Annotated in this window: 15 protein-coding genes; 8 read left to right on the top strand and 7 right to left on the bottom strand. The window is 59.1% G+C overall.

Annotated features, from left to right (window positions below):
- Positions 1-131 precede the first annotated feature (131 nt).
- Positions 132-3,269 carry a transglycosylase domain-containing protein gene (locus ACP7D9_RS13020; protein ID WP_426157828.1) on the bottom strand — a complete coding sequence of 1,046 codons (3,138 nt, stop codon included), beginning with the start codon at positions 3,267-3,269 and terminating at the stop codon, positions 132-134.
- Positions 3,270-3,507: 238 nt separating this feature from the next.
- A complete protein-coding gene (locus tag ACP7D9_RS13015) occupies positions 3,508-6,657 on the bottom strand; it encodes a dermonecrotic toxin domain-containing protein (RefSeq protein WP_426157826.1) in 3,150 nt (1,049 codons plus the stop codon).
- A 545-nt stretch (positions 6,658-7,202) separates the two neighbouring features.
- Between ACP7D9_RS13015 and ACP7D9_RS13010 the strand changes: the two genes are divergently transcribed.
- Both ACP7D9_RS13010 and ACP7D9_RS13005 read left to right on the top strand, forming a co-directional pair.
- Positions 7,203-8,624, top strand: coding sequence for an amino acid permease (locus ACP7D9_RS13010; RefSeq protein WP_426157824.1), 1,422 nt, complete (start codon positions 7,203-7,205; stop codon positions 8,622-8,624).
- Positions 8,625-9,031: 407 nt separating this feature from the next.
- Positions 9,032-12,586, top strand: a complete 3,555-nt coding sequence (locus ACP7D9_RS13005; RefSeq protein WP_426157822.1) for a hypothetical protein — start codon at positions 9,032-9,034, stop codon at positions 12,584-12,586.
- A 48-nt stretch (positions 12,587-12,634) separates the two neighbouring features.
- Here the strand turns inward: ACP7D9_RS13005 and ACP7D9_RS13000 are convergent, their stop codons facing one another.
- Complete coding sequence (locus tag ACP7D9_RS13000) at positions 12,635-14,254, bottom strand: FMN-binding glutamate synthase family protein (RefSeq protein WP_101162099.1); 1,620 nt, start codon at positions 14,252-14,254, stop codon at positions 12,635-12,637.
- Between the two features lie 158 nt (positions 14,255-14,412).
- Positions 14,413-15,213: a response regulator transcription factor gene (locus ACP7D9_RS12995; protein WP_426157820.1), complete on the bottom strand. Its 801-nt coding sequence runs from the start codon at positions 15,211-15,213 to the stop codon at positions 14,413-14,415.
- A gap of 125 nt (positions 15,214-15,338) precedes the next feature.
- Between ACP7D9_RS12995 and ACP7D9_RS12990 the strand changes: the two genes are divergently transcribed.
- The 5 genes from ACP7D9_RS12990 (at position 15,339) to ACP7D9_RS12970 (ending at position 19,307) form a co-directional block, all read left to right on the top strand.
- Positions 15,339-16,154, top strand: a complete 816-nt coding sequence (locus tag ACP7D9_RS12990; RefSeq protein WP_426157818.1) for a carbon-nitrogen hydrolase family protein — start codon at positions 15,339-15,341, stop codon at positions 16,152-16,154.
- Positions 16,155-16,341: 187 nt separating this feature from the next.
- Positions 16,342-17,667, top strand: a complete 1,326-nt coding sequence (locus ACP7D9_RS12985; protein ID WP_101162105.1) for an APC family permease — start codon at positions 16,342-16,344, stop codon at positions 17,665-17,667.
- A 68-nt stretch (positions 17,668-17,735) separates the two neighbouring features.
- Positions 17,736-18,146, top strand: coding sequence for an NUDIX hydrolase (locus ACP7D9_RS12980; protein ID WP_426157815.1), 411 nt, complete (start codon positions 17,736-17,738; stop codon positions 18,144-18,146).
- 23 nt (positions 18,147-18,169) lie between these two features.
- Positions 18,170-18,808 (top strand): LysE family translocator, encoded by a 639-nt coding sequence (locus ACP7D9_RS12975; RefSeq protein ID WP_101162108.1) that lies wholly within the window; start codon positions 18,170-18,172, stop codon positions 18,806-18,808.
- A 1-nt stretch (position 18,809) separates the two neighbouring features.
- A complete protein-coding gene (locus ACP7D9_RS12970; protein WP_426157813.1) occupies positions 18,810-19,307 on the top strand; it encodes a GNAT family N-acetyltransferase in 498 nt (165 codons plus the stop codon).
- Positions 19,308-19,474: 167 nt separating this feature from the next.
- On the opposite strand, the gene metR is transcribed toward ACP7D9_RS12970, so the two are convergent.
- Complete coding sequence (gene metR / locus ACP7D9_RS12965) at positions 19,475-20,392, bottom strand: transcriptional regulator MetR (protein WP_313001014.1); 918 nt, start codon at positions 20,390-20,392, stop codon at positions 19,475-19,477.
- Between the two features lie 213 nt (positions 20,393-20,605).
- Here metR and ACP7D9_RS12960 point away from each other — a divergent pair, with 213 nt between their 5' ends.
- On the top strand, positions 20,606-21,640 hold the full coding sequence (locus tag ACP7D9_RS12960) for an alpha/beta fold hydrolase (RefSeq protein WP_101162121.1): 1,035 nt from the start codon (positions 20,606-20,608) through the stop codon (positions 21,638-21,640).
- Positions 21,641-21,697: 57 nt separating this feature from the next.
- Here ACP7D9_RS12960 and ACP7D9_RS12955 read toward each other — a convergent pair whose 3' ends face one another.
- Together ACP7D9_RS12955 and ACP7D9_RS12950 are read right to left on the bottom strand one after the other, a co-directional pair.
- Entirely contained in the window at positions 21,698-22,027 is a 330-nt protein-coding gene (locus ACP7D9_RS12955) for a GlpM family protein (protein ID WP_172828174.1), read from the bottom strand.
- A gap of 8 nt (positions 22,028-22,035) precedes the next feature.
- A complete protein-coding gene (locus ACP7D9_RS12950) occupies positions 22,036-23,313 on the bottom strand; it encodes a sigma-54-dependent transcriptional regulator (RefSeq protein ID WP_371918398.1) in 1,278 nt (425 codons plus the stop codon).
- Positions 23,314-23,333 lie beyond the last annotated feature (20 nt).

Below are 23,333 nucleotides of genomic sequence, written 5' to 3'. Positions count from 1 at the left end.
TTCAAAGTTCGGCAGGCAAATGCTGCTGCGGGTGACTAACCCGACGAAAATTCGAATCGAAAAAATGCATGAGTACCACCCGCCGCCGGGAAAAAACCTCACCCTGATTGCGAATCCCCCGACACGATTTGTTACCTCGCTGTCGGGCGCGGCGTGTCGTTCAGCGCCACGCTCGCGGTCTGCGTCGGCTGGCATTGCGAGTCGCTGCCCGGTTGCAGATACGGCGTCAGGATCGGCGCCATGCCCTTGAGCACCTGCGTGGGCAGGGCCGAGGTGAACTTGAAGTTCTCTGCCGAGCGCCCCGGAACGAACGCGGTGAGGGTGCCGAAATGGTGGTCGCCAATGTAGAACACGAAGGTCGCAGTGCGGTTGATCGACTTCGAACTGATGATGCGCCCGCCCGAGCCGATCGCCGCGATGCGGTTGTCGCCGGTACCGGTCTTGCCACCCATGGCCAGCGGCGTGCCATCGGCCAGTTTGAAACTGCCGGAAACACGTTTGGCCGTACCGGCATCGACCACCTGCGACAGCGCCTCGCGCATGGCTCTGGCAACCTCAACGGGCATCACCCGTTTACCGACATGCGGGTCGTTGACTACTTTGGTTTCGTACGGCGTGCCAGCGGCGAAATGCAGGCTGTCGATACGCAGCGTCGGCATGCGCACGCCGTCGTTGAGAATGGTGCCGATCAACTCGGCGAGGGCGGCGGGGCGGTCGCCGGAACTGCCGATGGCGGTGGCCAGCGATGGCACCAGATGATCGAACGGGTAGCCGACTTTTTGCCAGCGCTGGTGAATGTCGAGGAACGCTTCGATTTCCAGCATGGTGCGGATGCGGCTGTCACGCGCGCCCTTGTGTCGGCTCTTGAACAGCCAGCTGTAGACTTCCTGGCGTTCGAAATGGCTGGCCTTGACGATGTCCTGGAACGTCGCCTCGGGGTGATGCAGCAGGTAGCCGATCATCCACAGGTCCAGTGGATGTACCTTGGCGATGAAGCCTTGGTCAGGCAGATCGTAACTGCCGGGGCCATAGGCGTCGTACAGGCGGATCAGGCGCTCGTCGGTGAGTTTTTCATTGAGTCTGGTGCCCTTGAGGTGCGAGCGCACGAAGCGGTTGAAATCTTCCTGACTGGCCTCGGGCAGCAGATAGCGATGCACGGCGGCCATGCGAATGGGCGTCGGGCGCATGCTGTCGAGAAACGTGTCGAGGCGCGCCTGGGTGTCCTTGTTTCTGTACTTCTTCCAGAACTTGAGCAGGAACGAGGTGCCTTCGCGGTCGGCAAAACTGGCCAGGTATTCCTGACGGCGCGGGTCGCGATCATCCTTGAGCAATTCGGCGTTCGGCCCGGAATAGGTGGTGTAACGGACGATGTCGCGCATCAGCCGAATGAACGGCAGGTTGATCGATTCGCGAAGCGAATCGCGCAGGGTCGGCAGACGACCGTTGTCCTCTTTGCGAAAGTTATGAAAGGTGTGCAAACCGCCACCGGTGAAAAACGCCTCGCCGGGGCTGGCTGAATATTTGCGATCCAGCGCAGCGGCGAGCAGCTTCGACAGGTCGTGGTCCTTGTTTTGCATCAAATAATCGATGACCCAGCGGCTCAGCCGGTCCTGATCGGGGACTTCAACTTTCTTCAGCTCGGCCGCGTTCATCGCCCCGTACTTGTCGTGCAGCTCGGCGATGATTTGCAGGTAGGTGGTGAGCACGCGCATTTTCGCCGTCGAGCCGAGTTCGAGTTTGCTGCCTTCGTTGATGTCGAACGGCTGGTCGGTGCTGTCGGTCTGCACCCGCACGCGGGAACCGTCGGCGGTCAGTTCGAACAGGGTGAAGCTGTAGCGCACCTGAGTGGTGCTGGTCGGCGTGAGCAGGCGCTCGCCAAGCAAGCCGATTTCGGCGGCGTAGGCTGGGTCGGCGAGTTTTTTAAGGTACGCGGTAGCCTGGGTCTGCAGGTCGCCCTGCAAGGTGCTGGTGGCGGACAGGTCGAGGCGGTCGAGGTCATACAGCGGCCGGTTGAGCATGCTCGCCAGACGACTGCGGGCGGCACTGATGCCCTTGTTGGTTTCGATCGGCTGAATCGTCGGTTGCGTCTGCCAGTCACGGTACGCCACGATGCTCACCAGCGCGGCATCGGCGAGCGCGCTGTCGATCACCCCGTTCTGTTTGAGCAGGCGCAGGTGGCTGTCGGTCAGGCTGGCGAGATCCTCGCGGCCCTTGGTCAAGTAATACGACGGGCGGCGCTGGGCGATCATCAGCGAAAGCATTTCACGCAGGGCCAGGCCTTTGGCTGCCATGGTCTGCGGGTCGCTGGCCGGACTGTTCAGTTGCTCGTTGGCCTTGGCAAAATCGCTGCCGTACCAGACCCGCAAGCCTTCAGCCATGCCATGCACTTCGCCGTGCCCTGGCACCGCCGACAGCGGCACGCTGTTGAGATAATCGCGCACGATGTTCTGCCGCGCGGCCAATGTCTGCGGGCCATCCTGATAGGCGCGGACACTGGCGGAAAACATTTGCCGCAGTTTTTCCGCCCCCGATGCGGTAAGGCCTTCAGGCGAGTGTCGATATTTTTCCAGTTGCGTCGCCAATGTGCTGCCACCGGCCGATTGCCCCGGCAGGTGCAGCAGTTTCGCCACTTGCGACCACGCCGCCATGCCGAAACGCGGCCAGTCCACCGCCGGGTTGGCCAGTGGTTGCCTGGCGTCGAGCAAAAAACGGTTTTCGATGAACAGCAGGCTGTTGACCACCACCGGCGGGATCGCCGCGAAATCGGCATACAGCTGCTGCGGATAGTTGTAGCGGTACAGCGGTGCGGCGCGGCAGTCGGTGATCGACAACCCGGCCTGGATCTTCTCCGAATAGGGCACGAACAGGCCCTTGTCGGTATAGCTGAGCAGCGCCGGCGAAAACCGTGTCTGTTCAGTAATCACGTAATTGCGCTTGAGCAAACGCGGCAGAAACTCATCCAGCGAGCTGTACCCCAGACGCAGGTCGAACGGCCCGTTGCCCGGATAACGAATCGCCTCGCTGGGCCCCGGTTCCAGCTTGTAAGTCAGCGAAGCCGCGTACTGGCTCAGTTCTCGCGCCTGAAAGCGCGAGGTGCGCATTTCCCTGGACGCAGCCAGCCCCACCACGATCGCGATGATCAGCAGCAACAACCAGAAAGCCTTCCACCCGTGCCGATGGCGACGGGGTTTTTCAGGAACAGGCGCTTGATCCATACGTTCAGTCGGAACCACGGTTTTACTCGAATCGGTTTGCCATAAAGCGCCCATAGTCGATTGATCCATACACGCAGATTGATCGGACTTGTCTGAAGCTTAGACGGTGGTTGGCGCGGGGCGAGGGAATTGTGATGCCTGCGCGAATCGAGGCGCTGAAAGGCGTGGTCCTGTGGGACCGGCCGTTACCGACCGTTCCCGCTATCTGCATCCGCTGGCGTCGCTGAGCGTATGGACGCCAAATGGTTAGCAATCATCATGCCCTGTCCGAGTGGCAACGAAGGTTGTGGCATCAGGCCGGGGAGCTCTGTGTTGTGACGACTTTGGAACCCGTGCGGATAATCTTTTCCGCTGAGAACAACCTGACCTCATTGACGGACTTTCCGAACCACCCCGGCTCCTTGGTGGAATAACGAACGATCGTCGGTGTTCCTCGCTGGGATTGAAAGCAGAGAGTCCAGTGCCCTGCGGACCGGTCATATCTCATGTATGCAAACCCTGTCAGGCTGGCGTAGGCGTTGCCATTCTCATCGAACATCAGCCCGTAATCCGGATATTCCATAGCGGTACTCAACCCCCAACCATGCTCGTGAGCGGGTAGATCATTGTATTGGGCGGCTTCCTTGCCGGCCTCGACATGGCGTACGCGCAAGGTGCTTTCGTCCAATTGATCCACTACCAGTGAGCAGCCGCTGAAAGAGGGAGTGAAGACATGATCGGCGTGAGACCGTTGCGGATTGACGGGTATGTCCACATAACCGCCCTGCGGAGCCCAGTAACCGCGCACGACATTGGATTGGCCGGGCAATTCTCCAGCTGCAAGATCGACTACCCTGATGGCGTTGAAGCTGCCCTGCGGCGTCGCGGAATGGGTCATCCGTTGCATGGAAAACAACAGGTCGGCGCCCGAGCGATGGGAAATCTGGGAAGCGATATCGAAGGGGCGGGTGATCGTGGTGTATTGCCCCTTTTGCGGCGCCAGCAGATCCCCGCACATCGTCAGCTCGCCGAACTCAGGTAAAGACAAGGCCTGGTGAATGTCAGCGGGGCTGGCCGCATAGGCGGTGGTCTGAGGGTTATTCCATTCGTGGAGCAGAGGGCGGACATCATTGAGCGGCACGGCTTCAATCTTCGTTTCCCACAGCCCGTTCGGCAAACGCTTGCGGCTGAAGGGTGGGCGAACCCAGATTGGCCTGTCGGCCGCGCTTGGAGCGGCAGACCCGGTGGAGATTGTTTCTGCGCTCGCCTCTGCTTCCCCACCGCGCAATGACAACGATTGCCATTGATCCGGTGCCGCCTGCCAGAGCCGGGCGCCGCTGGCCCGATTGGTTTGCGGGTCGACAATCGTGACATCGACAATGTCTGCGCCAAGCTGAAAGTCATTCCTGATCCGATACACGCCGGTCTTGCCCTGTGCATCGATATTGCGAATATAGAAGTGTTGACCATCGGCGCTGCGGTAAATGCCTTTGGATGACGGGGACAGGCCAGCGATTTCGCCTGGTTTGACCGCCAGACGCTGGGCGTCCTCGTTGCTGAACCCACGAGGTGGCGCAGCGGTCCGTGACGGGCGCGGGATGGCGGGTCGCCATTGCCCGGCGGCGTCCTGCTCGATGACCGGTTGATAGGCTTGCGGTCGGCTGGGATGGGTGATTCGCGATCGACCGGTGGCGTCTTCGATTCTTTCGTAAACGCCATCTTCGATCTGTACATAGTGTTGGCCCTTTATCTGATACTGACCATTGGCATCGGTGACCAGCCCCTCCAGCGACACATCGCGACGATAAGGTTCAAGGTCGGGTTTCCACAGTCGCTGGTGGCCCTCGATTGTTTCAATTACCACGAACTCCGACTGGAGGGCCGACAATGCGGGGAGACTTGCTACAGCGATGCCGAGGTTCAAAAGGACATCAGTAATATGTGCCCATCCGATGTCTTTATCACCCTTGTCGAGTTCCACCATCCCTTCGATGACTTCGCCCATCAATTGCAGCGCCGACACGCCGAGCATGACCACTCCCAGTGGCGGTATGGCGAAGGACAGCACGTTCATGGCTGCCAATATCACGTCAAACGCAATGTCCAGCGTTGAGGGCGAGTCGCGCTCATCGGCATCGGCATTCGTGACGACCACTTTTCTAGCGTTCGCGTAATGCACAGTGATGAAATCTTCAAACAGTTTCGTCCATAGGTCGACGTCTTGACGCCATAGATCCTCGGGAGGCCCATAGTTGATGAATTGCAACTTGAAATCCGCATCGTGCTTTTGTTGACGAACCGGCTTGTCCCATAGCCTCAGGCTGCCTTGGTCATCTCGCGCAATGTGTTCCTCGATAAAAGCGGAAACGAATCTGGTGCGATTTCCATACCAGCAGAAACGGCTGAAGAATTGTTGATAAGGCGTCAGATTCTGCGCCATTTTATTTTCGTGCGTGCGGGCAAACTGTTCGCGCAGTCGATCCTTGAATGCCTGCATGCAAGGGTAATGTCTGATCGGATGGTCGGGATCGTCAGGTATATAAGCGATGAGCTGGTGGTCATCGTCAGGCGAAAAGAAAACCGGCAGAACATCGCCCAGCGAAGGGCCCTCTGGATCACCGATTTCGAAGAGTATGCAACTGTGCATCGTCATGTCGTTAAAGCTTAAGCCGCGTATAAAAACAGGCATGCCATCAATGCGCACATCACGCTTGCCGCTGGTGATTGCGGTCAGAACCGTGTGATGTTTCAGCTCGATGTCTCCTTTATGCAATGCGATGTAGCTGGCCGCTTCGATGGCTGACTTTTGATAATTCACAAACAGTTCGCGAAGTTCAGGGTTGGCGTCGGGGCGTTTCAATGTGTGCGACAAATGCTTTTGATACTGCATGCCCAAGTCCAGAGATCGGCACACCTTGAGGAAATCCTCGACCCCTAATTCCGTACTGATCCGCTCGCCTTCCGTCCCATAGATAAAGCAATGCGGCGTTGAGAACAGCTTCTGTCGCTTGTCGTCTCGACTATTGTGCAAGGCCGCTTCGAGCAGGCTGGCGGGGGCGACGTTGGCATGTTGGAAATCGGTGTCTGAAGACAGGTTCACTTGCACTTCGAAAACGTTCAGATCGAGCCCGTGCGCGGCTTTGATCGCTTGGGTGAGAAGCGGCGCGACGAATTCGTAAGGCGATTTTATCGATGCCATCGCGTTATTCAGCTGCGTGTGAGCGGTAATACTTTCTTCAACCAGTTGTTGTGCTTGGTAACGCAGTGTTGTCGGGGCGGTCTTCAACCAGTCCGGTGTTTCGGTATCGCAGTTTTGTAACGCCTTGAGATTTTCTTTCGACATGTTGAGCAATGCCGAAGGCGTTGCCGCTTTGATTATTCTGACGTGTGCATCGGTGGCGTAATCTCGACGTGTGTTCAGTGTCGGGGGTAGTTGATGGGTAACAGTGTTCATCGCGGACATGAGGACAACCTTTGCGGTACTGATAATGTCCACAGAGTAAACACCAGTCGTAGTCGGGCAGGATGTTCAATGTATGACTGGTCTTTAGCAATATTTGTATATGCGTGTGCGTTGGCAAACTATGGGTTGGATAAGGTTGGCGCGGTTCAAGTGGTGTGTCTGGTTCAATGTCCGTCCCTCTTAATGTTTGACCCAGCCTGCATCTTCACACCTATCGTGCCTCGCTCATCCGAGGCGCAGATGAAAAAATCACGCGTGCTGTGCAATACTCGCCGCCGTTTTTCGGTGGCGAGTTTTCCTACATTCTCCAGTCGATGAGCTCGCGCTCTCGATCTGACGCGACAATTCCCACTGAATCTCGTGTTTTATAGAGTGAAAAGACCTGCACCAAGGTTTTTATACTGACGTCCCGCTGATCTTTCAGGTTGCCCTGCAAGACGCGTCTGCCCACGAAGCCGACGCGGTTTCCTGCCCAGCCAAGGCCTATCGGCCGACGCTTCGAAACCCGGTGGTCATATCCAATAACAAGACGAGGTTGTACCCCTATGCCAGTTGGCAATCCTCCACCGTACGGCGACACCGCTCAGGGCGGTCCGCTCAAACGTGAACTCGGCGAACGGCATATTCGCCTGATGGCGCTCGGTGCCTGTATCGGCGTCGGTCTGTTTCTCGGTTCGGCCAAGGCCATCGAAATGGCCGGGCCGGCGATCATGCTCTCTTACATTCTTGGCGGTCTGGCGATCCTGGTGATCATGCGCGCCCTCGGTGAAATGGCGGTGCATAACCCCGTGGCTGGTTCGTTCAGCCGCTACGCGCAGGACTATCTTGGCCCGCTGGCCGGATTCCTCACCGGTTGGAACTACTGGTTCCTGTGGCTGGTGACCTGCGTGGCGGAAATCACTGCGGTGGCGGTGTACATGGGCATCTGGTTTCCCGATGTGCCGCGCTGGATCTGGGCGCTTGCAGCGCTGATCAGCATGGGCTCGATCAACCTGATTGCGGTGAAAGCCTTCGGCGAATTCGAATTCTGGTTCGCCCTGATCAAGATCGTCACGATCATCGCGATGGTCATCGGCGGCGTCGGCATCATCGCGTTCGGTTTCGGTAACGATGGCGTGGCGCTGGGGATTTCCAATCTTTGGGCGCATGGCGGGTTCATGCCCAACGGCGTGACCGGTGTGCTGATGTCCCTGCAAATGGTCATGTTCGCCTACCTCGGTGTCGAAATGATCGGCCTGACTGCCGGTGAGGCGAAGAACCCGCAGAAGACCATTCCTGACGCAATCGGCTCGGTGTTCTGGCGGATTCTGCTGTTTTACGTTGGCGCGTTGTTTGTGATTCTGTCGATCTATCCCTGGAATGAAATCGGCACCCAGGGCAGTCCGTTCGTGATGACGTTCGAACGTCTGGGCATCAAGACTGCCGCCGGGATCATCAACTTCGTGGTGATCACCGCCGCGCTGTCGTCGTGCAATGGCGGCATCTTCAGCACCGGGCGCATGCTCTACAGCCTGGCGCAAAACGGCCAGGCCCCGGCCGGTTTCGCCAAGACCTCGAACAACGGCGTGCCACGTCGTGCGCTGCTGCTGTCGATTGCGGTATTGCTGCTGGGTGTGATGCTCAACTATCTGGTGCCGGAGAAAGTCTTCGTCTGGGTCACTTCGATCGCGACTTTCGGTGCGATCTGGACCTGGGTAATGATCCTCCTCGCCCAGCTGAAATTCCGCAAAGGTCTGAGCGCCAGCGAACGTGCCGGCCTCAAATACCGGATGTGGCTGTACCCGGTCAGCTCGTACTTCGCACTGGCGTTTCTGGTGTTGGTGGTCGGTCTGATGGCGTACTTCCCGGATACACGCATAGCGCTGTATGTGGGGCCGGCGTTTCTGGTACTGCTGACGGTGTTGTTTTATGTGTTCAAGTTGCAACCAAATAACCTGTCGCGGGGTGCCGTGCGTTCTGCGCCGTAAGTTTTAAAGCGCGCAAGGTCATCGGAAAAGATCGCTGCCTGCAGTAGTGTCTACACGTAAAGTGATGTAGATATTGTTGCAGGAAGCGATCTTTTTTTGTTGTTGCAGTACTTGAAAGGTTCTCTTTTGTAATTTGGAGAATTAGCTTTACGAGTATTTCCACGTCATGTGATTTGATGCCTGATGCCGGTTTTAGTGTGAGCGATAGTGGCCAGTTTTACGCGAAATATTATTTGGTGGTATTTATTCGGTAATGCTTTTGTATTGTTGCGTAGTTGACTGATGTCTGGTCGTGCTGTTCTGGTTTATTGGTAATACTTCTCGACTTCATTTCTTGCTGGGTTCTATTGCTTACTTTGGATTCCATTTTATTTCCTTCAAAGTAAGATCCAATGTCAGAATTCAATATGAACGTAGTTGACGAAGTGTCGACGTCCGAGAGTGATCAGCTGGAAAAAATTGCAGCCAGTCTTGAACTCGAAAAAATCAATCCCCACCGATTGGGTGACTTTGCCGGGGCGTTGTCCTGGCCTGTTCCATTGACGGTTGCGCAACAAAAAGAAGTTTTGCAAGCCACCGGTGTTTATCTCGATAGCCTCGATTTCATTGCGCTGCCGGGTGCCGGAGTGCTGGACTATCTGGACGCTGACGAGCGGCTTTCGAATGAGGCGCTGAGTGATCCGCCCACGGCATTGGAGAGCCTCATCAACAGTCCTCGCGGGCAGGCACTGGGACTTGCAATCCAGACCCGCTTGAACGGCATCGCCACCGATGTCAGCGCCAGCGAATACGCAATGGCCGGCATCCATTTGAGTGTGCATCAGGGCGATATAGATCAACCGTTACGCGGTAAAGTTGCCGGTTTCGATCTGGCCGCAGAGACACTCTGGGGCAAACCCGCTCTGCAAGTATTCAATAATCTGGCGGATTACCTGGTCAAGGAGCGTTTGAGCAGCCGCAGACTGGCCGGATTGACCGCCGCCCTGTTGCTGGTTCGCAAGGCGCCCGAGTTTCTCATCGAAAAGTTGCCCCCTGACTTGAAATACGGCACCACGGCATGGTTCAACCTGACCGTCGCGGCGCGAACGATCGAGGCTCACACACCCGGGAAAGTCGCCTACATGACGTTCGCCCAAGTCATGGCCGGCGCTGAAAGCGCTGCGCGGATCAACTCGCAAGTTGTTCAGCACGTCCAGGCCGCCGCGCTGGCCGATTGGGGTGTAGTCAACGGGGTGACGAAAAAGAACCACAATGAACATTACACCCATGACGATCTGGAAAACGCCAAGACACACTTCAACCTGCAACTGGCCGATCGGCTCAATACCTCGATTCTGTTGAACAGCGAATTACCAAGCCGCAAGGCCATCGCTTTGGCGAGACTGAGGACGAAGTTCAAAGGCGACATACCGTTTGAAGAACGCCTTCTGGAGCAGCGCAAGGTCGCCGCAGTCGATGGTTACTTCCTGCATCCGACACTTAACGGGCAATATTCGCTGCTCGACATCGCCATGATGGGAGGGCCTCCCTACTATCAATGGACGACCCGCGATCCACGCTTGTTGCCCCTGCTTGACCAGATCAATGCACCGCTGGAACTTGGCGTGGCAGGGGCCTTCCAGGCGCAATTTGAAAGCGCTGTCAGCAATCTCAAGCAGGGCGCGCGGCTGTTTGTCAAACATCTGATCGCCGAGTTGCCGCTGGAGGACAGAAAAAATCTCGAATACGGTCACGTCTCGTTTTACCAATACAAGACCTATCGCTTGAGTCTTGATCTGTGGGGCCGGAACCTGATATCCACAAGCCGCATCCTGAGAGTGAAGGTTAATTTGGGAGACGAATCGAAGCTGTATGAAATCGACCTGAAGAAGGGAGTGATTCAATCCACAAAGTATGATTCAGCAGAAGCGACCGAGCGCACCAACCCATCCGTTCCGAGCATCAAGTACACCATCGAGCCATTCACGCTGGCTGACGAGGCGAAAGCCGGGAAGTTGCTGGCACAGACCTCGAACGGTTTGTCGGTGCCCGCCAGTTATTCCAGCGAAAGGACCGAGCTGATTGCCCAGGCTTTCGTTGAACATCTAGATCTGGATAGCGAGGATATTCTCAAGGTAGCCAAGGGCCAGACTACGCAAGACCGGGAAAATGCGATTGCGCAGAAGGTTATCGATTTCATGGTGGACCTGATCCCGTTCAAGTCAGCGATCACCAATTTCCTGAACGGCAAGTATTTCGACGGTGCAGTGGATTTGTTTTTCGATGTATTGGGCTTCGTTACTGCCGGTGCGTCGACGGTGGCGAAGTTGACGCAGATTGTCGGCAGGAGTGCTTCGGCACTCAGCCGGGGGCTCAGGGCGGCAAGGGTCATCGGGGCCTTCGTCATCAGCGAACTCAATCCGATCACTGCAATAGTGTCGGGAGGCAGGCTTCTGGTTACGGGAGGCAAGTATCTGGGCTTGAAAGGGTTGCAGCAATTGGACAGGTTTCGCGACGCTGTGGTTGGCTACGACCTGCTGCTTGGCGTGAGCAAACAGCACGGCCCGGCCGCGCTGGGGACATTCAAAGTGGGTGAGCACAGTTATGAAAGCGTGGCCGTGTTGAAAGGCGCTGACTGGTATCCCTATAGTCCTCTGACCCAACGGCCGTATGGTGTATCGAGCAACTTTCGGCCCTCTGGACTCGGCGGGTTTGGCAACAGTGAGATGCTTGGCTTCGCCATCAAACCATCGGTCGTTGCCGGTCTTGAAGCCAATGCCAAAGGCATTTTCCGAAGTACTGACGGCCAGAGCTTTTACATTCGCAATATCGATGCAGCCGGCCAACAGGCTTACTACAGGATCAGCAGCGATTTCTCCCTGAATGCAGATTTTACGGATGTCGTCATTGTCGACCGCGCAACCGGTCGAGCGCACGGCAGCCGGCTCAGGCAAGTTGCGCCTGATCAATGGCAAGCGGTGTCGCTGCGCGGCGGCGAACTACCGTCGGGGCCGGGGGAAGTGCCGACGGGGGTGATTGTCGATGAAGGGACGCGTCTGGCCAATCAGCTTGTCCACACCTCGAACAATCCGCTGCGTCCCGACACGGCATTTGTGCGCGAACGTCTGCCCAACGGTTTATGGGAGCCAGCCATTGAGGTTGTTCCAGCCAATCAGGTTGCGCATCTGGGGTACGACTGGGGGAAACCTGCGCTGACGCATTATTCGCTCCAAAGCACCAGCATCCACCAGGCCCTGGCGCCCTCTGAACTGAGCCGGTTCCCGGTGGCGACAGAGTTGCTGCAGCCGGGGCGAGTCAACTACAGCGCCGAAATCGCTGCACAACTGGTCAACAAGGAGGGCGGTTCAAGCTTCGTTTTTGTGATGGAGCGCGTTCAGCCTGCCAATGCGGTTCGGGCTGAATTCAATGCGCTGAAAATTCATGACCCACACATCGACAAGCTGCCCGAACCGTCGAATGCCGTGGTGGGCTACTGGGCGGCTCAAGGAGGCTATGTCGATATCCCTTTACACCCCAAATGGGGCCAGCCGGATCACGTGTTTACGCCTGGTTTCAGTGGTTGCTCGTTGGTGGTGGATCAGATGGATAGCAGCCGCCTGCGGGTCAGACACGTTGAAGGCGGAAAAGAGCTCGCGCAGTACAACGGCCTGGCCAGGCATGAACATGGTCTGGGTCTCAGTGCGTCGATGGAGTATCCCGATTATGGTTTGCGCGTGGATGCAAGCGGTCAGGCGGACTCGAGGATGCTGGGTTTCGCGTTCATGAAATATGACCGTTCGGGGCAAGCCTGGAAGCTTTATTTCCAGTCCAGCGAAGGTGTTGCCTCGATCATGAAATATTCCTCGGCGAAACCCGGCTGGTTAACCACGCCAGACACGCTGGTGAGCGTTTATCCAAACACCAGCGTAAGGAAAACCGTCATCCGGCCACTGACGATAACGGACGGCGCCGTGGCCGCGTAAGGTATGAATACGGAGCGCCAATCCATCTTTCAGATTGGCGCTTTGCGGTTACGCCGCTACGACTTCCATTGGTTCAAAACTGTCCGCCCGCGCCATCTGCCACATGCGTGAGTAAAACTCGCCATTTACTTCACCAGTGAGCAATTCCCCCGGTTTCAAAAACACGTGCAGCTGCGAGAACAACTTGATCTCGGTCGCCGACATGCGTCGCACCAGATGCTTGGCGGACAGTTGCGATGGATGTTCGAGACCGGCCGCCGCGAGCATTTCCGCCAGCGCTTTGAGCGTGCTGCGATGGAAGTTGTAGACGCGCTGGGCCTTGTCCGGCACCACCAGGGCACGCTGGCGCAGGGCGTCCTGCGTGGCGACGCCGGTCGGGCATTTGTTGGTGTGGCAGCTTTGCGACTGGATACAGCCGATAGCGAACATGAAGCCGCGCGCGGAGTTGGCCCAGTCGGCACCGATGGCCAGTACGCTGGCGATGTCGAAGGCGCTGACGATCTTGCCGCTGGCGCCGAGTTTGATCTTGTCGCGCAGGTTCAGGCCGACCAGCGTGTTGTGCACGAACAGCAGGCCTTCACGCATCGGTACGCCGATGTGGTCGGTGAACTCGACCGGTGCCGCACCAGTGCCGCCTTCCTTGCCATCGACGACGATAAAATCCGGAAGAATGCCGGTTTCCAACATGGCCTTGGCGATGCCCATGAACTCCCACGGATGGCCGAGGCAGAACTTGAAGCCCACCGGTTTGCCACCGGACAGTTCGCGCAGTTGCTGGATGAACTGCATCATTTCGATCGGCGTGGAAAACGCGCTGTGGCGTGACGGCGAAACACAGTCTTCGCCCATCAGGATGCCGCGTGTGTCGGCAATCTCCTTGGTGACCTTGTGCTTGGGCAGGATGCCGCCGTGGCCGGGTTTGGCGCCCTGACTCATCTTGATCTCGATCATTCGCACTTGCGGATTCTGCGCCTGAACGGCGAAGCGCTCCGGGTCGAAACGCCCGTCGCTGGTGCGGCAGCCGAAGTAGCCGCTGCCCAGTTCCCAGGTCAGGTCGCCGCCGTGTTCGCGGTGATACGGGCTGATGCTGCCTTCGCCAGTGTCGTGGGCAAAGTTGCCGAGTTTCGCGCCCTGGTTCAGCGCGCGAATGGCGTTGGCGCTGAGCGAGCCGAAGCTCATCGCCGAAATATTGAAGATCGACGCCGAATACGGCTGCGTGCACTGCGGGCCGCCAACGATGACACGGAAGCCGTTCGGGTCGCTCAACGGCGCCGGGCGCATCGAATGACCAATGAATTCGAAACCCGATTGATAGACATCGATCAGCGTGCCGAACGGTTTGTCAGCGGTTTCGTTTTTCGCTCGCGAATACACCAGCGAACGCTGGGCGCGGGAGAAGGGCAGGGCATCGCTGTCGGATTCGAGCAGGTACTGGCGAATCTCCGGGCGGATGCCTTCGACCAGATAACGGATGTTGCCCAGAATCGGGTAATTGCGGCGCACTGCGTGGCGCGTCTGCAGCAGGTCGAACACGCCGAGCAGGCTCAGCACGCCAGTAACGGCGGTGATCGGCCACAGCCAGTCATGTTCGAGGAAGGGCAGGCTGGCGAGGGTGAAAATCACACAGACGGCAAAGAAGGCGTAGCGGCTCAGCAGCGACAGGCTCATACGGTTTCCCTGGGTTCGGACTCAAATTTGTACAACGGCACACATTTCTGTGGGAGCGGGCTTGCTCGCGAAGGGGGTGTGTCAGATGACATCCATGTTGAAAGTGAAGGCCTCTTCGCGAGCATGCCCGCTCCCACAAAAGCTGTTCGAGATTGCAATCAGGCGTTCTGCGCCTGTAGAAAAATCGAAAACAGCTCGGACTGGGACTTGATCCCCAGCTTGCTGTACATGTGTTTCTTATGGACTTTCACGGTTTCCACGGAGATTTCCAGCTTACGGGCGATTTCCTTGCTGGAACAACCGCTGAGCATCAAGCGCCCGACATCCAGCTCGCGCGCGGTCAGTTGGGCGCCCTTGAGTTGTTGCACCGACGCCTCCAGTTGCACGCGCCAATTGGCTTGCGCTGGCGCGGCGGCGAGGGCCACGGTTTCGTTGATCTCGTATGGCAGGCGTTGACGCAACAGACCCAGTACCCACGGCTGAATCAAGGACAGCAAAGCGATCTGTTCGCCAGTGAAGTATTTTTCACTGCCCAGCGACAGGCACAGCGTGCGCTCGCCTTCGAGCTGGCAATTGAACTGGATTTCATCGGCCACCACATTCAGACGAAAGTATCGCTGGTAGTACTCGGTCAGCTCGAAATGCTCCGGCGCGACTTCCGACAGCCGATAGAGCCCGGTGCGCGACTGCTCACGGCAGGCGATGTAGAACGGGTCGAGCAGATACAGGCCGCGCAGATAATCCTGGAACAACGGGTCCGGACTGCCGTCCTCGCCGGGGCATTCGGCGAAGACTTGCGGGTGCTGATCGGCGCTGAACAGTAGCACCACCCAGCTATCGAACGGCACGTACTGTTCCAGCAGGCGCACCAGTTGCGCCCAGAAGTTCGGCTTGTCGAGCGCGTCGATCAGTTGCCCGACGGCGCGGTGCCAAGTGATGTCATTCAACGAAAGTGTCATCGATCTACCCCTATCGGGTTACCCCGGCCGCGTGATTCCCTGGCCGGTTGCTTGCTGCGCATACTGGCCCACAGACAGGCACCGGGCAATCTTTCCAGGCCCGGCGCCCATAACAAGGGATACCCATGAAAGTAGAACTCGCCCAATTGGCGGGCCGTGACAACGACACGGCTTACAACCTGGAGCGCGCACTGGCGGCCATCGCTGCCTGCGCGGCGGACACGCAAATGATTGTGTTCCCGGAGACCCACCTGATGGGCTTCCCCAACACCGGGACCGTGGCGCAGGTCGCCGAAGCGCTCGACGGCCCGACCGTCAGCGCCGTCCTCGCGGCGGCGCGCGAGCGCAACATCGCCGTGGTGATCGGCATGGCCGAAGACGACAACGGCCGCTTCTACAACACCACGCTGCTGATCACCCCCGAAGGCATTGCCCTGAAATACCGCAAAACCCATCTGTGGGCCTCGGATCGCGGCGTGTTCGAAGCCGGCGACCGTTACGCGACCTGTATGTGGAACGGCGTGCGCGTCGGACTGCTGATCTGCTACGACATCGAGTTTCCGGAGTCGGCCCGCGCCCTGGCGCAACTGGGCGCCGAACTGTTGATCGTGACCAACGGCAACATGGACCCGTACGGCCCGACCCACCGCACTGCGATCATGGCTCGAGCTCAGGAGAATCAGGCGTTTGCATTGATGGTCAATCGTGTCGAAGCGGGGGATGACGGTCTGGTGTTCGCTGGCGGCAGTGCCCTGGTCGATCCGCTGGGGGCGCTGCTGTTCGAGGCTGGGCGCGAAGAAGGGCAGTTCGGGGTCGAGCTGGATCTGCAGCAGTTGGCAGTGGCGCGCAGGGATTACCGCTATCTGGATGATCAGCGTTTGAAGTTGCCGGGTGAGGTGGTGGAACAGGCTTGCGGTGTTCGCGAGCTATTGATTCCCTAATCCCTTACTCCGATCGTTCCCACGCTCTGCGTGGGAATGCAGCCCGGGACGCTCCGCGTCCCAAGAGCGGACGCAGAGCGTCCATTGAGGCGTTCCCACGCAGAGCGTGGGAACGATCAGCCACACCCGAAATTTTCGCCGAACCCGGCTCTGCCATAAATCCAATAACATTCGGAGTAAGTCGCCCATGGCTCGTTTGCAACGCACCCTTTCGCTAGGGTCGGTGGTGCTGTTCGGCATCGCCTACATGACGCCGATCATTGTCCTCGGCACCTTCGGCATCCTCGCCCAGTCCACCGCCGGCATGGTGCCGGCCGCTTACCTGGCGGCGCTGGTGGCGATGTTCTTCACCGCCATGAGCTACGGACGCATGGCCGCCGCTTTCCCGGTCGCTGGCTCGGCTTACAGCTATGTGCGCAAAGCGATCAGCCCGAAACTCGGTTTCATTGCCGGCTGGGCGGTGTTGCTCGATTACCTGTTTCTGCCGATGGCGATCTGGCTGATCGGCTCGGCCTATCTGGCCTCGGCGTTCCCGTCGATTCCGCAGTGGATCTGGGTGCTCGCCTTTATCGGCATCACCAGTGCGATCAACATCGTCGGGCTGAAACTGGCCAACGGCATCAATGCCTTGCTGATGCTGGTGCAGTTCCTCGTATTGATTGCGTTCGTGGCGCTGTGCGTGCACTACATCGGCGGCGACGCGAGCACGCCGCTGTGGTCGATCAAACCGTTCTTCAACGGCGACATGCAGATGCCGCTGATCATGAGCGGCGCGGCGATTGCCTGCTATTCATTCCTTGGCTTTGACGCTGTCAGCACCCTGACCGAAGAGACCCGCGATCCACGCCGCACCATTCCCCGGGCGATCATGCTGATCACCTTGATCGGTGGCCTGATCTTCGTCGGCGTCTCGTACTTCGTGCAGATCGCTCATCCGTCGTTCCAGTTCGACAGCGTCGACTCGGCTGCTTATGAAATTGCGCGCAATATCGGTGGCGACCTCTTCGTGTCGATTTTCCTGATCGGCCTGATTGTCGGCCAGTTCGCCTCGGGGCTGTCGGCCCAGGCCAGCGGTTCGCGACTGTTGTTCGCCATGGGCCGCGACGGGGTGTTGCCGAAGTCGTTTTTCGGCACCTTGCACGCGCGCTTCGGCACCCCGGTCAACAGCATTCTGCTCTGCGCGGCGGTGGCGTTGCTGGCGCTGAAACTCGACGTCACCACCTCGACCTCGTTCATCAACTTCGGCGCGTTCCTGGCGTTCAGCCTGGTCAACCTGTCGGTGATCTTCCATTACTGGATCGGCGGCGAGAAAAAAGGCCCGCGCGAGCTGCTGCTGTTTTTGCTTTGCCCGCTGATTGGTCTGGTCGCCGACTTGTGGCTGATGGTCAGCCTCGATCACCTGGCGGTCTGGCTGGGCCTGAGCTGGCTGGCGATTGGCGTAGTGTACCTGGCCGTGCTGACGGGTGGTTTTCGCCGTCAGCCACCGGAACTGGATTTTCAGGAAGCGACCTGAGCCAGGCGGCTTGGCTTACCTCTGACGGGCATGGGATCCTTGGCGCTTTTGCGCCAAGGGATTCCTTTATGTCGACCATTCATATCGCCGCTGCGCTGTTGCTCAACGCCCAAGGCCAGACCCTGCTGGTGCGCAAGCGCGGCACCACGGCGTTCATGCAGCCGGGTGGCAAGATCGAAGCCCACGAGTTGCCAGTACACGCATTGGCCCGTGAACTGGAAGAAGAACTCGGGCTGCAGATCGACCCGGCGCAGGCGACTTTCCTCAACAGTTTTTCCGCCCCCGCCGCCAACGAGCCGGGCTTCATCGTGCATGCCGAGATCTTTCAACTGACGATCGATTGCGACGTCTGCCCGGCGGCGGAAATCGAAGAGGTCATCTGGGTCGATCCGGCCACTGATCCGGCGCTCGAGCTGGCGCCATTGACACGCGAACACATCCTGCCGTTTTATCGCCGTTCACTGACTGCACTCGCCTGATCATTCCCGCAAAGGACGTTGCCATGATCCCGTTGCAAGACCTGCTGATCTTCGCCGCCGCTGCATTGCTGATGGTGCTGACGCCGGGGCCGAACATGATCTACCTGATCTCGCGTTCGATCTGTCAGGGGCGCCGCGCGGGGGTGACTTCGTTGCTTGGTGTGGTCGGCGGGTTCTTCGTGCATATGTTCGCCGCGGCGGCGGGGTTGACGGCGGTGTTTCTGGCCGTGCCGATGGCTTATGAAGTGTTGAAATGGGCCGGCGCGCTGTACCTGCTGTGGCTGGCCTGGCAAGCGCTGAAACCCGGCGCACGTTCGCCGTTCGAAGCGCAGCAATTGCCGCCGGACTCGTCGCGCAAGCTGATCACCATGGGCTTTCTTACCAGCGCACTGAACCCGAAAATTGCTGTGTTCTATCTGTCGGTGTTTCCGCAGTTCATCAGCCCTGAGCACGGATCGGTGTTCACCCAAAGCATCATCCTCGGCCTGACGCAGATCAGCGTCAGCTTCAGCGTCAATCTGTTGATCGCGCTGTTCGCCGCAGGCATCGCCTCGTGGTTTGTGCGCAACCCGACGTGGCTGGCGATGCAGCGTTATTTCATGGGCCTGGTGCTCGGCGGCCTCGCTGTACGGCTGATGCTCGAACAGCGGCGGACCGCCTGAAATGTCGATCGAACGGCTGGATGCCAGCCATGCCCTGGCTTACCGCGAACTCATGCTTGAAGCCTATGACCGGCATCCGCAGGCGTTCACCTCCAGCGTGCGCGAACGCGCGGTGATGCTGTTGAGTTGGTGGGAAGGGCGCCTGACCAGCAAGCTGGATGTGGTGCTGGGGGCATTCGAAGCCGGGACATTGGCCGGGATTGTCGGCCTGGCTTTCGAGCCGCGTGAGAAGGCGCGCCACAAGGCCACGCTGTTCGGCATGTATGTCTCGGCGGATTTCCGTCGTCAGGGGCTGGGCTTCGATCTGGTCCAGGCGGCTGTGGCCGAGGCGCAAAAGCATCCGGCACTGAAAGTGCTCCAGCTCACTGTCACCGCTGGCAATGACGCGGCTTTTCAGTTGTATCAGCGCTGCGGCTTCATTCAGTACGGCCTCGAACCACTCGCCGTGCGGGTGGGCGAAGACTATTTCGACAAGATCCACATGTGGCGTGAAATCTGAGCCGCGCAGATGATCGTTCCCATGCTCTGCGTGGGAATGCCTCTACGGACGCTCTGCGTTCGGCTTCAGAAGGGACGCGGAGCGTCCCCGGCTGCATTCCCACGCGGAGCGTGGGGAACGATCGAACACGGGCCTCCATGTAGGAGGGGGCCTACTGCTCAGGCGGTTCAGCGTACGGCGCTGACACCATCCAGGGTCGAAAACGAGGTGTCCTTGGCGGTCAGCAGGAAATCGCGCATGTACGGCGCATCGAGCATGTCCGTGCGAATCGCCGCATACAGCGTTGCAAACAAGCCTTTCTCGCCCAACCGCTTGCCCTTCACATACCCCCGCGAGCTGTATTCGTGCAGCGCCCAGTGCGGCATGCCGCAGACGCCCCGGCCGCTGGCGACCAGTTGCATCATCATCACCGTCAGCTCGGAAGTGCGCACCTGCGCAGGCTCAATGTCGGCCGGTTCGAGGAAGCGGGTGAAGATGTCCAGGCGATCGCGTTCCACCGGATAGGTGATCAGCGTTTCTGTCAGCAGGTCTTCGGGAACGATGTACGCCTTGCTCGCCAATACATGCTGATTGGCCACCGCGAGCATCGCTTCGTAAGTAAACAGCGGCACGTAAGTGATGCCCACGATGTCCAGCGGATCGGAGGTCACCACCAGATCCAGATCGCCCCGCGCCAGCGCCGGTAAGGGCGCGAAAGCGAAACCAGAGGCGAGATCCAGCTCCACTTCCGGCCAGGCATCGCGGAACTGGTCGATGGTTGGCATCAGCCACTGGAAGCAGCTGTGGCATTCGATGGCCATGTGCAAACGCCCGGCGGTGCCACCGGCCAGACGACTGATGTCGCGCTCGGCAGCGCGCAGTAACGGCAAGGTGGCGTCGGCCAGCTGCAGCAGGCGCAGACCGGCGCTGGTGAAGCGCACCGGTTTGGTCTTGCGCACGAATAGTTGCATGCCCATGCGCTCTTCGAGCTCTTTGAATTGATGGGACAGGGCCGATTGCGTCAGGTGCAAGCGGTCAGCGGCATCAACCAGACTGTCCGCCTCGCGCAGGGCGTGCAGGGTTTTCAAGTGGCGGATTTCAAGCACTGGCGGGGCTCCATGAGGAAAACTTGTGACGACGGCGTGGAAGGTGAGTTTGTCTCATGAAGCTCGCTTTGTCGATCTGTCAAGATCCGGCGATGCAAACTACAGCCGACCGCTCGGCACTCTTCATCAAATTGTCATGTAAGTGTGGCAGCGCGCTCGCACGAACTTCATCACACTCGCGCTCTACTGGGGTGCTGCGTTTTGGTGTTTTTCATGTTCAGGAAATTTGTTTCAGTCGCGGCCGCGTTGGCCGCGCTTTTGTTCGGGGCCGGCTCGTTTGCCGCCGGGCGCTGTGATGTGAACGTGCCGACCGAGCACGCCGAGCTGGCGCAGGTCAGCCTTGCCTATCAGAGCATCGGCCGCCCTTCGGACCCGGCGCTGTTGCTGGTCATGGGCCTGGGCGGGCAGTTGATCCATTGGCCGGACGAAGTGGTGGTCGCGCTGTGTCAGCAGGGTTTTCGGGTGATCCGCTATGACAACCGCGATGTCGGCCTGTCGACCTGGCGGCAGGCGCCGATCGAGGCCAATCTGACCTTCGAAGTGCTGCGCTACAAGCTTGGTTTGCCGGTCTCGGCCCCTTACAGCCTGACCGACATGGCGGACGATGCGCTGGGTTTGATGACGGCGCTGAAGGTTGAGCAATTCCACGTGCTTGGCGCGAGCATGGGCGGGATGATCGCCCAGCACATGGCGGCGATGGCGCCGCAGCGTGTGGAAAGCCTGACCCTGATCATGACCACTTCCGGCGCCGAGGGCCTGCCGGCTCCGAGTGCGGCGCTGGTGCAATTGCTCTCGCGGCGGGGCGCGCCGAACCGTGAAGTGGCGCTGGAACAGCAGGCCGATCTGCTCGCTGCCCTGGGCAGCCCGGCGGTGACTGATGATCGGCAGGCCTTGCTGCAACAGGCGGCGGCGTCTTACGACCGCGCGTTCAATCCAGAAGGCGTGAAGCGGCAGATCATGGCGATCCTCGCCGAGCCAAGCCGCGTGGCATTGCTCAATCAGCTGCGCGTGCCGACGCTGGTGGTGCACGGCACGGCTGATCCTTTGTTACCGGTGATGCATGGTGTACACCTGGCGGCGCACATTCAGGGCAGTCAGTTGAAACTGATTCCGGGGCTGGCGCATCGGTTTCAGGAGGCGTTCAAGGAGCCGTTGCTGGCGGCGGTGCTGCCGTATTTGCAGGCGCATCGCGAGGACACTTCGCATTGGGCGCAGGTCGAGCCGGTGGCGAAGCGCAATCTTCTTTAACCGCAGATTTGGGGTGAACGTTCGGGCTCCTTCTCGTTAGTGATTGAAACAGCCAAGTCAGCTGTGCAGCCGCACCCAAACCGTTACCAGCACGGTCGCCGCCATCAACCACGCTACCGCCGCCACGGCCAGCGACGCTTCCAGCCGCATGCGGTCGACCATCACGTACAACGTCGCCAGATACACAAAGTACGGAATGATCGACCACATGCCGAACACGATTGTGGTCTTCAGGTCGTCGACCGAGCGGCCCTTGCCGACGATGTAATGCGCAATCAGGGCAAAGGTCGGAAACAGCGGCACGAGACCTGCGATGTAATAGTTTCTGGTCTTCGACAGCGCAGCGAGGATCAGCACCACTGCCGCGCCAATAGCGGCTTTCAGAATCAGATCCATCAGTGGCTCAACCCGTACTTTTTGACTTTGTCGAACAGCGTGGTCTTGGCCATGCTCAGTTCCTGGCTGGCCTGGGTCAGGTTGCCGCCGCTGCGTTGCAAGGCGTCGACCAGCAGATTGCGCTCGAAGGCTTCCACCGCTTCGGCAAACGTCAGGCCCTGACTGGCGCTGGCGCCGGATTTCTTGAAGGCCGGCAGGCCGAGGGCGAAGCGTTCGGCGACGTTGCGCAGTTCGCGCACATTGCCCGGCCAGTCGTGGCTCATCAGGTTTGACAGGGTCTGGTTGTCCAGCTCCGGCAATGCACGATCAAAGCGCAATGCCGATTGCTGGGTGAAGTGTTCGAACAGTTGCAGGATGTCTTCGCGGCGTTCGCGCAGCGGTGGCAATTCGAGGGTCACGACGTTGAGGCGGTAGTACAAGTCGCTGCGAAATGCCCCGGCCTTGCTCGCTTCGTCGAGGTCGGATTTGGTCGCCGCAATCACCCGGCAATCCACCGCCACGCTCTGGTTCGAGCCGAGGCGTTCGAGGGTGCGTTCCTGCAAAACGCGCAGCAACTTGATCTGCAATGGCAGCGGCATGCTTTCCACTTCGTCGAGGAACAGCGTGCCGCCATCGGCGTGCTCGATTTTGCCGATCCGCCGTTTGCCAGCTCCCGTGAAGGCATTGGCCTCGTGGCCGAATATTTCGCTTTCGAAGAGATTTTCCGGCAGACCGCCGCAGTTCAATGCGACGAATTGTTTGCCGTGGCGGCGACTGAAATCGTGCAGGCAACGGGCGACCAGTTCCTTGCCGGTGCCGGTCTCGCCTTCGATCAAAACGTTGGCCGAGGTGTCGGCGACGTTGGCGATCAGTTCGCGCAGGTTCTGCATTGCCGGCGAACGGCCGATGATCCGGCCTTCCAGGGAGTCACGTTCAGCCAATTGCCGACGCAACGAGGACACTTCGCGGGCGAGCCTGCGTTGCTCCAGCGCACGCCGCGCGACGTCCACCAGACGTTCCGGCGAAAACGGCTTTTCCATGAAATCGTAGGCGCCTTTCTGCATGGCGCCGACGGCCATGGAAATATCGCCATGGCCGGTGATCAACACCACCGGCAGGCTGCGATCGCGTTGCTTGAGACGGGTGAGCAATTCCAGACCATCGATGCCCGGCAGGCGGATGTCGCTGATGACGATGCCGGCAAAGTTGTCGCCGACCTGCTCCAGCGCTTCTTCGGCACTGCCCACGCCGATGCACGGGATATCTTCGAGGGTCAGCGCCTGTTGGCAGCCGAGCAGCACATGGGGGTCGTCTTCGA

The sequence above is a fragment of the Pseudomonas sp. TSRC2-2 genome (assembly GCF_049897785.1).
Classification (GTDB): Bacteria; Pseudomonadota; Gammaproteobacteria; order Pseudomonadales; family Pseudomonadaceae; genus Aquipseudomonas.
The sequence above is the reverse complement of the archived record's forward strand: the minus strand, read 5'-3'. Positions and strand labels throughout refer to the sequence as shown.

Coding starts and splice junctions, on each gene's coding strand:
- ACP7D9_RS12980 (WP_426157815.1), top strand. CDS start 17,736: ATGTCGACCATTCATATCGCCGCTGCGCTGTTGCTCAACGCCCAAGGC.
- ACP7D9_RS13015 (WP_426157826.1), bottom strand. CDS start 6,657: ATGTCCGCGATGAACACTGTTACCCATCAACTACCCCCGACACTGAAC.
- ACP7D9_RS13010 (WP_426157824.1), top strand. CDS start 7,203: ATGCCAGTTGGCAATCCTCCACCGTACGGCGACACCGCTCAGGGCGGT.
- ACP7D9_RS12975 (WP_101162108.1), top strand. CDS start 18,170: ATGATCCCGTTGCAAGACCTGCTGATCTTCGCCGCCGCTGCATTGCTG.
- ACP7D9_RS13005 (WP_426157822.1), top strand. CDS start 9,032: ATGAACGTAGTTGACGAAGTGTCGACGTCCGAGAGTGATCAGCTGGAA.
- ACP7D9_RS12990 (WP_426157818.1), top strand. CDS start 15,339: ATGAAAGTAGAACTCGCCCAATTGGCGGGCCGTGACAACGACACGGCT.
- ACP7D9_RS12960 (WP_101162121.1), top strand. CDS start 20,606: ATGTTCAGGAAATTTGTTTCAGTCGCGGCCGCGTTGGCCGCGCTTTTG.
- ACP7D9_RS13020 (WP_426157828.1), bottom strand. CDS start 3,269: ATGGGCGCTTTATGGCAAACCGATTCGAGTAAAACCGTGGTTCCGACT.
- ACP7D9_RS12970 (WP_426157813.1), top strand. CDS start 18,810: ATGTCGATCGAACGGCTGGATGCCAGCCATGCCCTGGCTTACCGCGAA.
- ACP7D9_RS12995 (WP_426157820.1), bottom strand. CDS start 15,213: ATGACACTTTCGTTGAATGACATCACTTGGCACCGCGCCGTCGGGCAA.
- ACP7D9_RS12985 (WP_101162105.1), top strand. CDS start 16,342: ATGGCTCGTTTGCAACGCACCCTTTCGCTAGGGTCGGTGGTGCTGTTC.
- ACP7D9_RS13000 (WP_101162099.1), bottom strand. CDS start 14,254: ATGAGCCTGTCGCTGCTGAGCCGCTACGCCTTCTTTGCCGTCTGTGTG.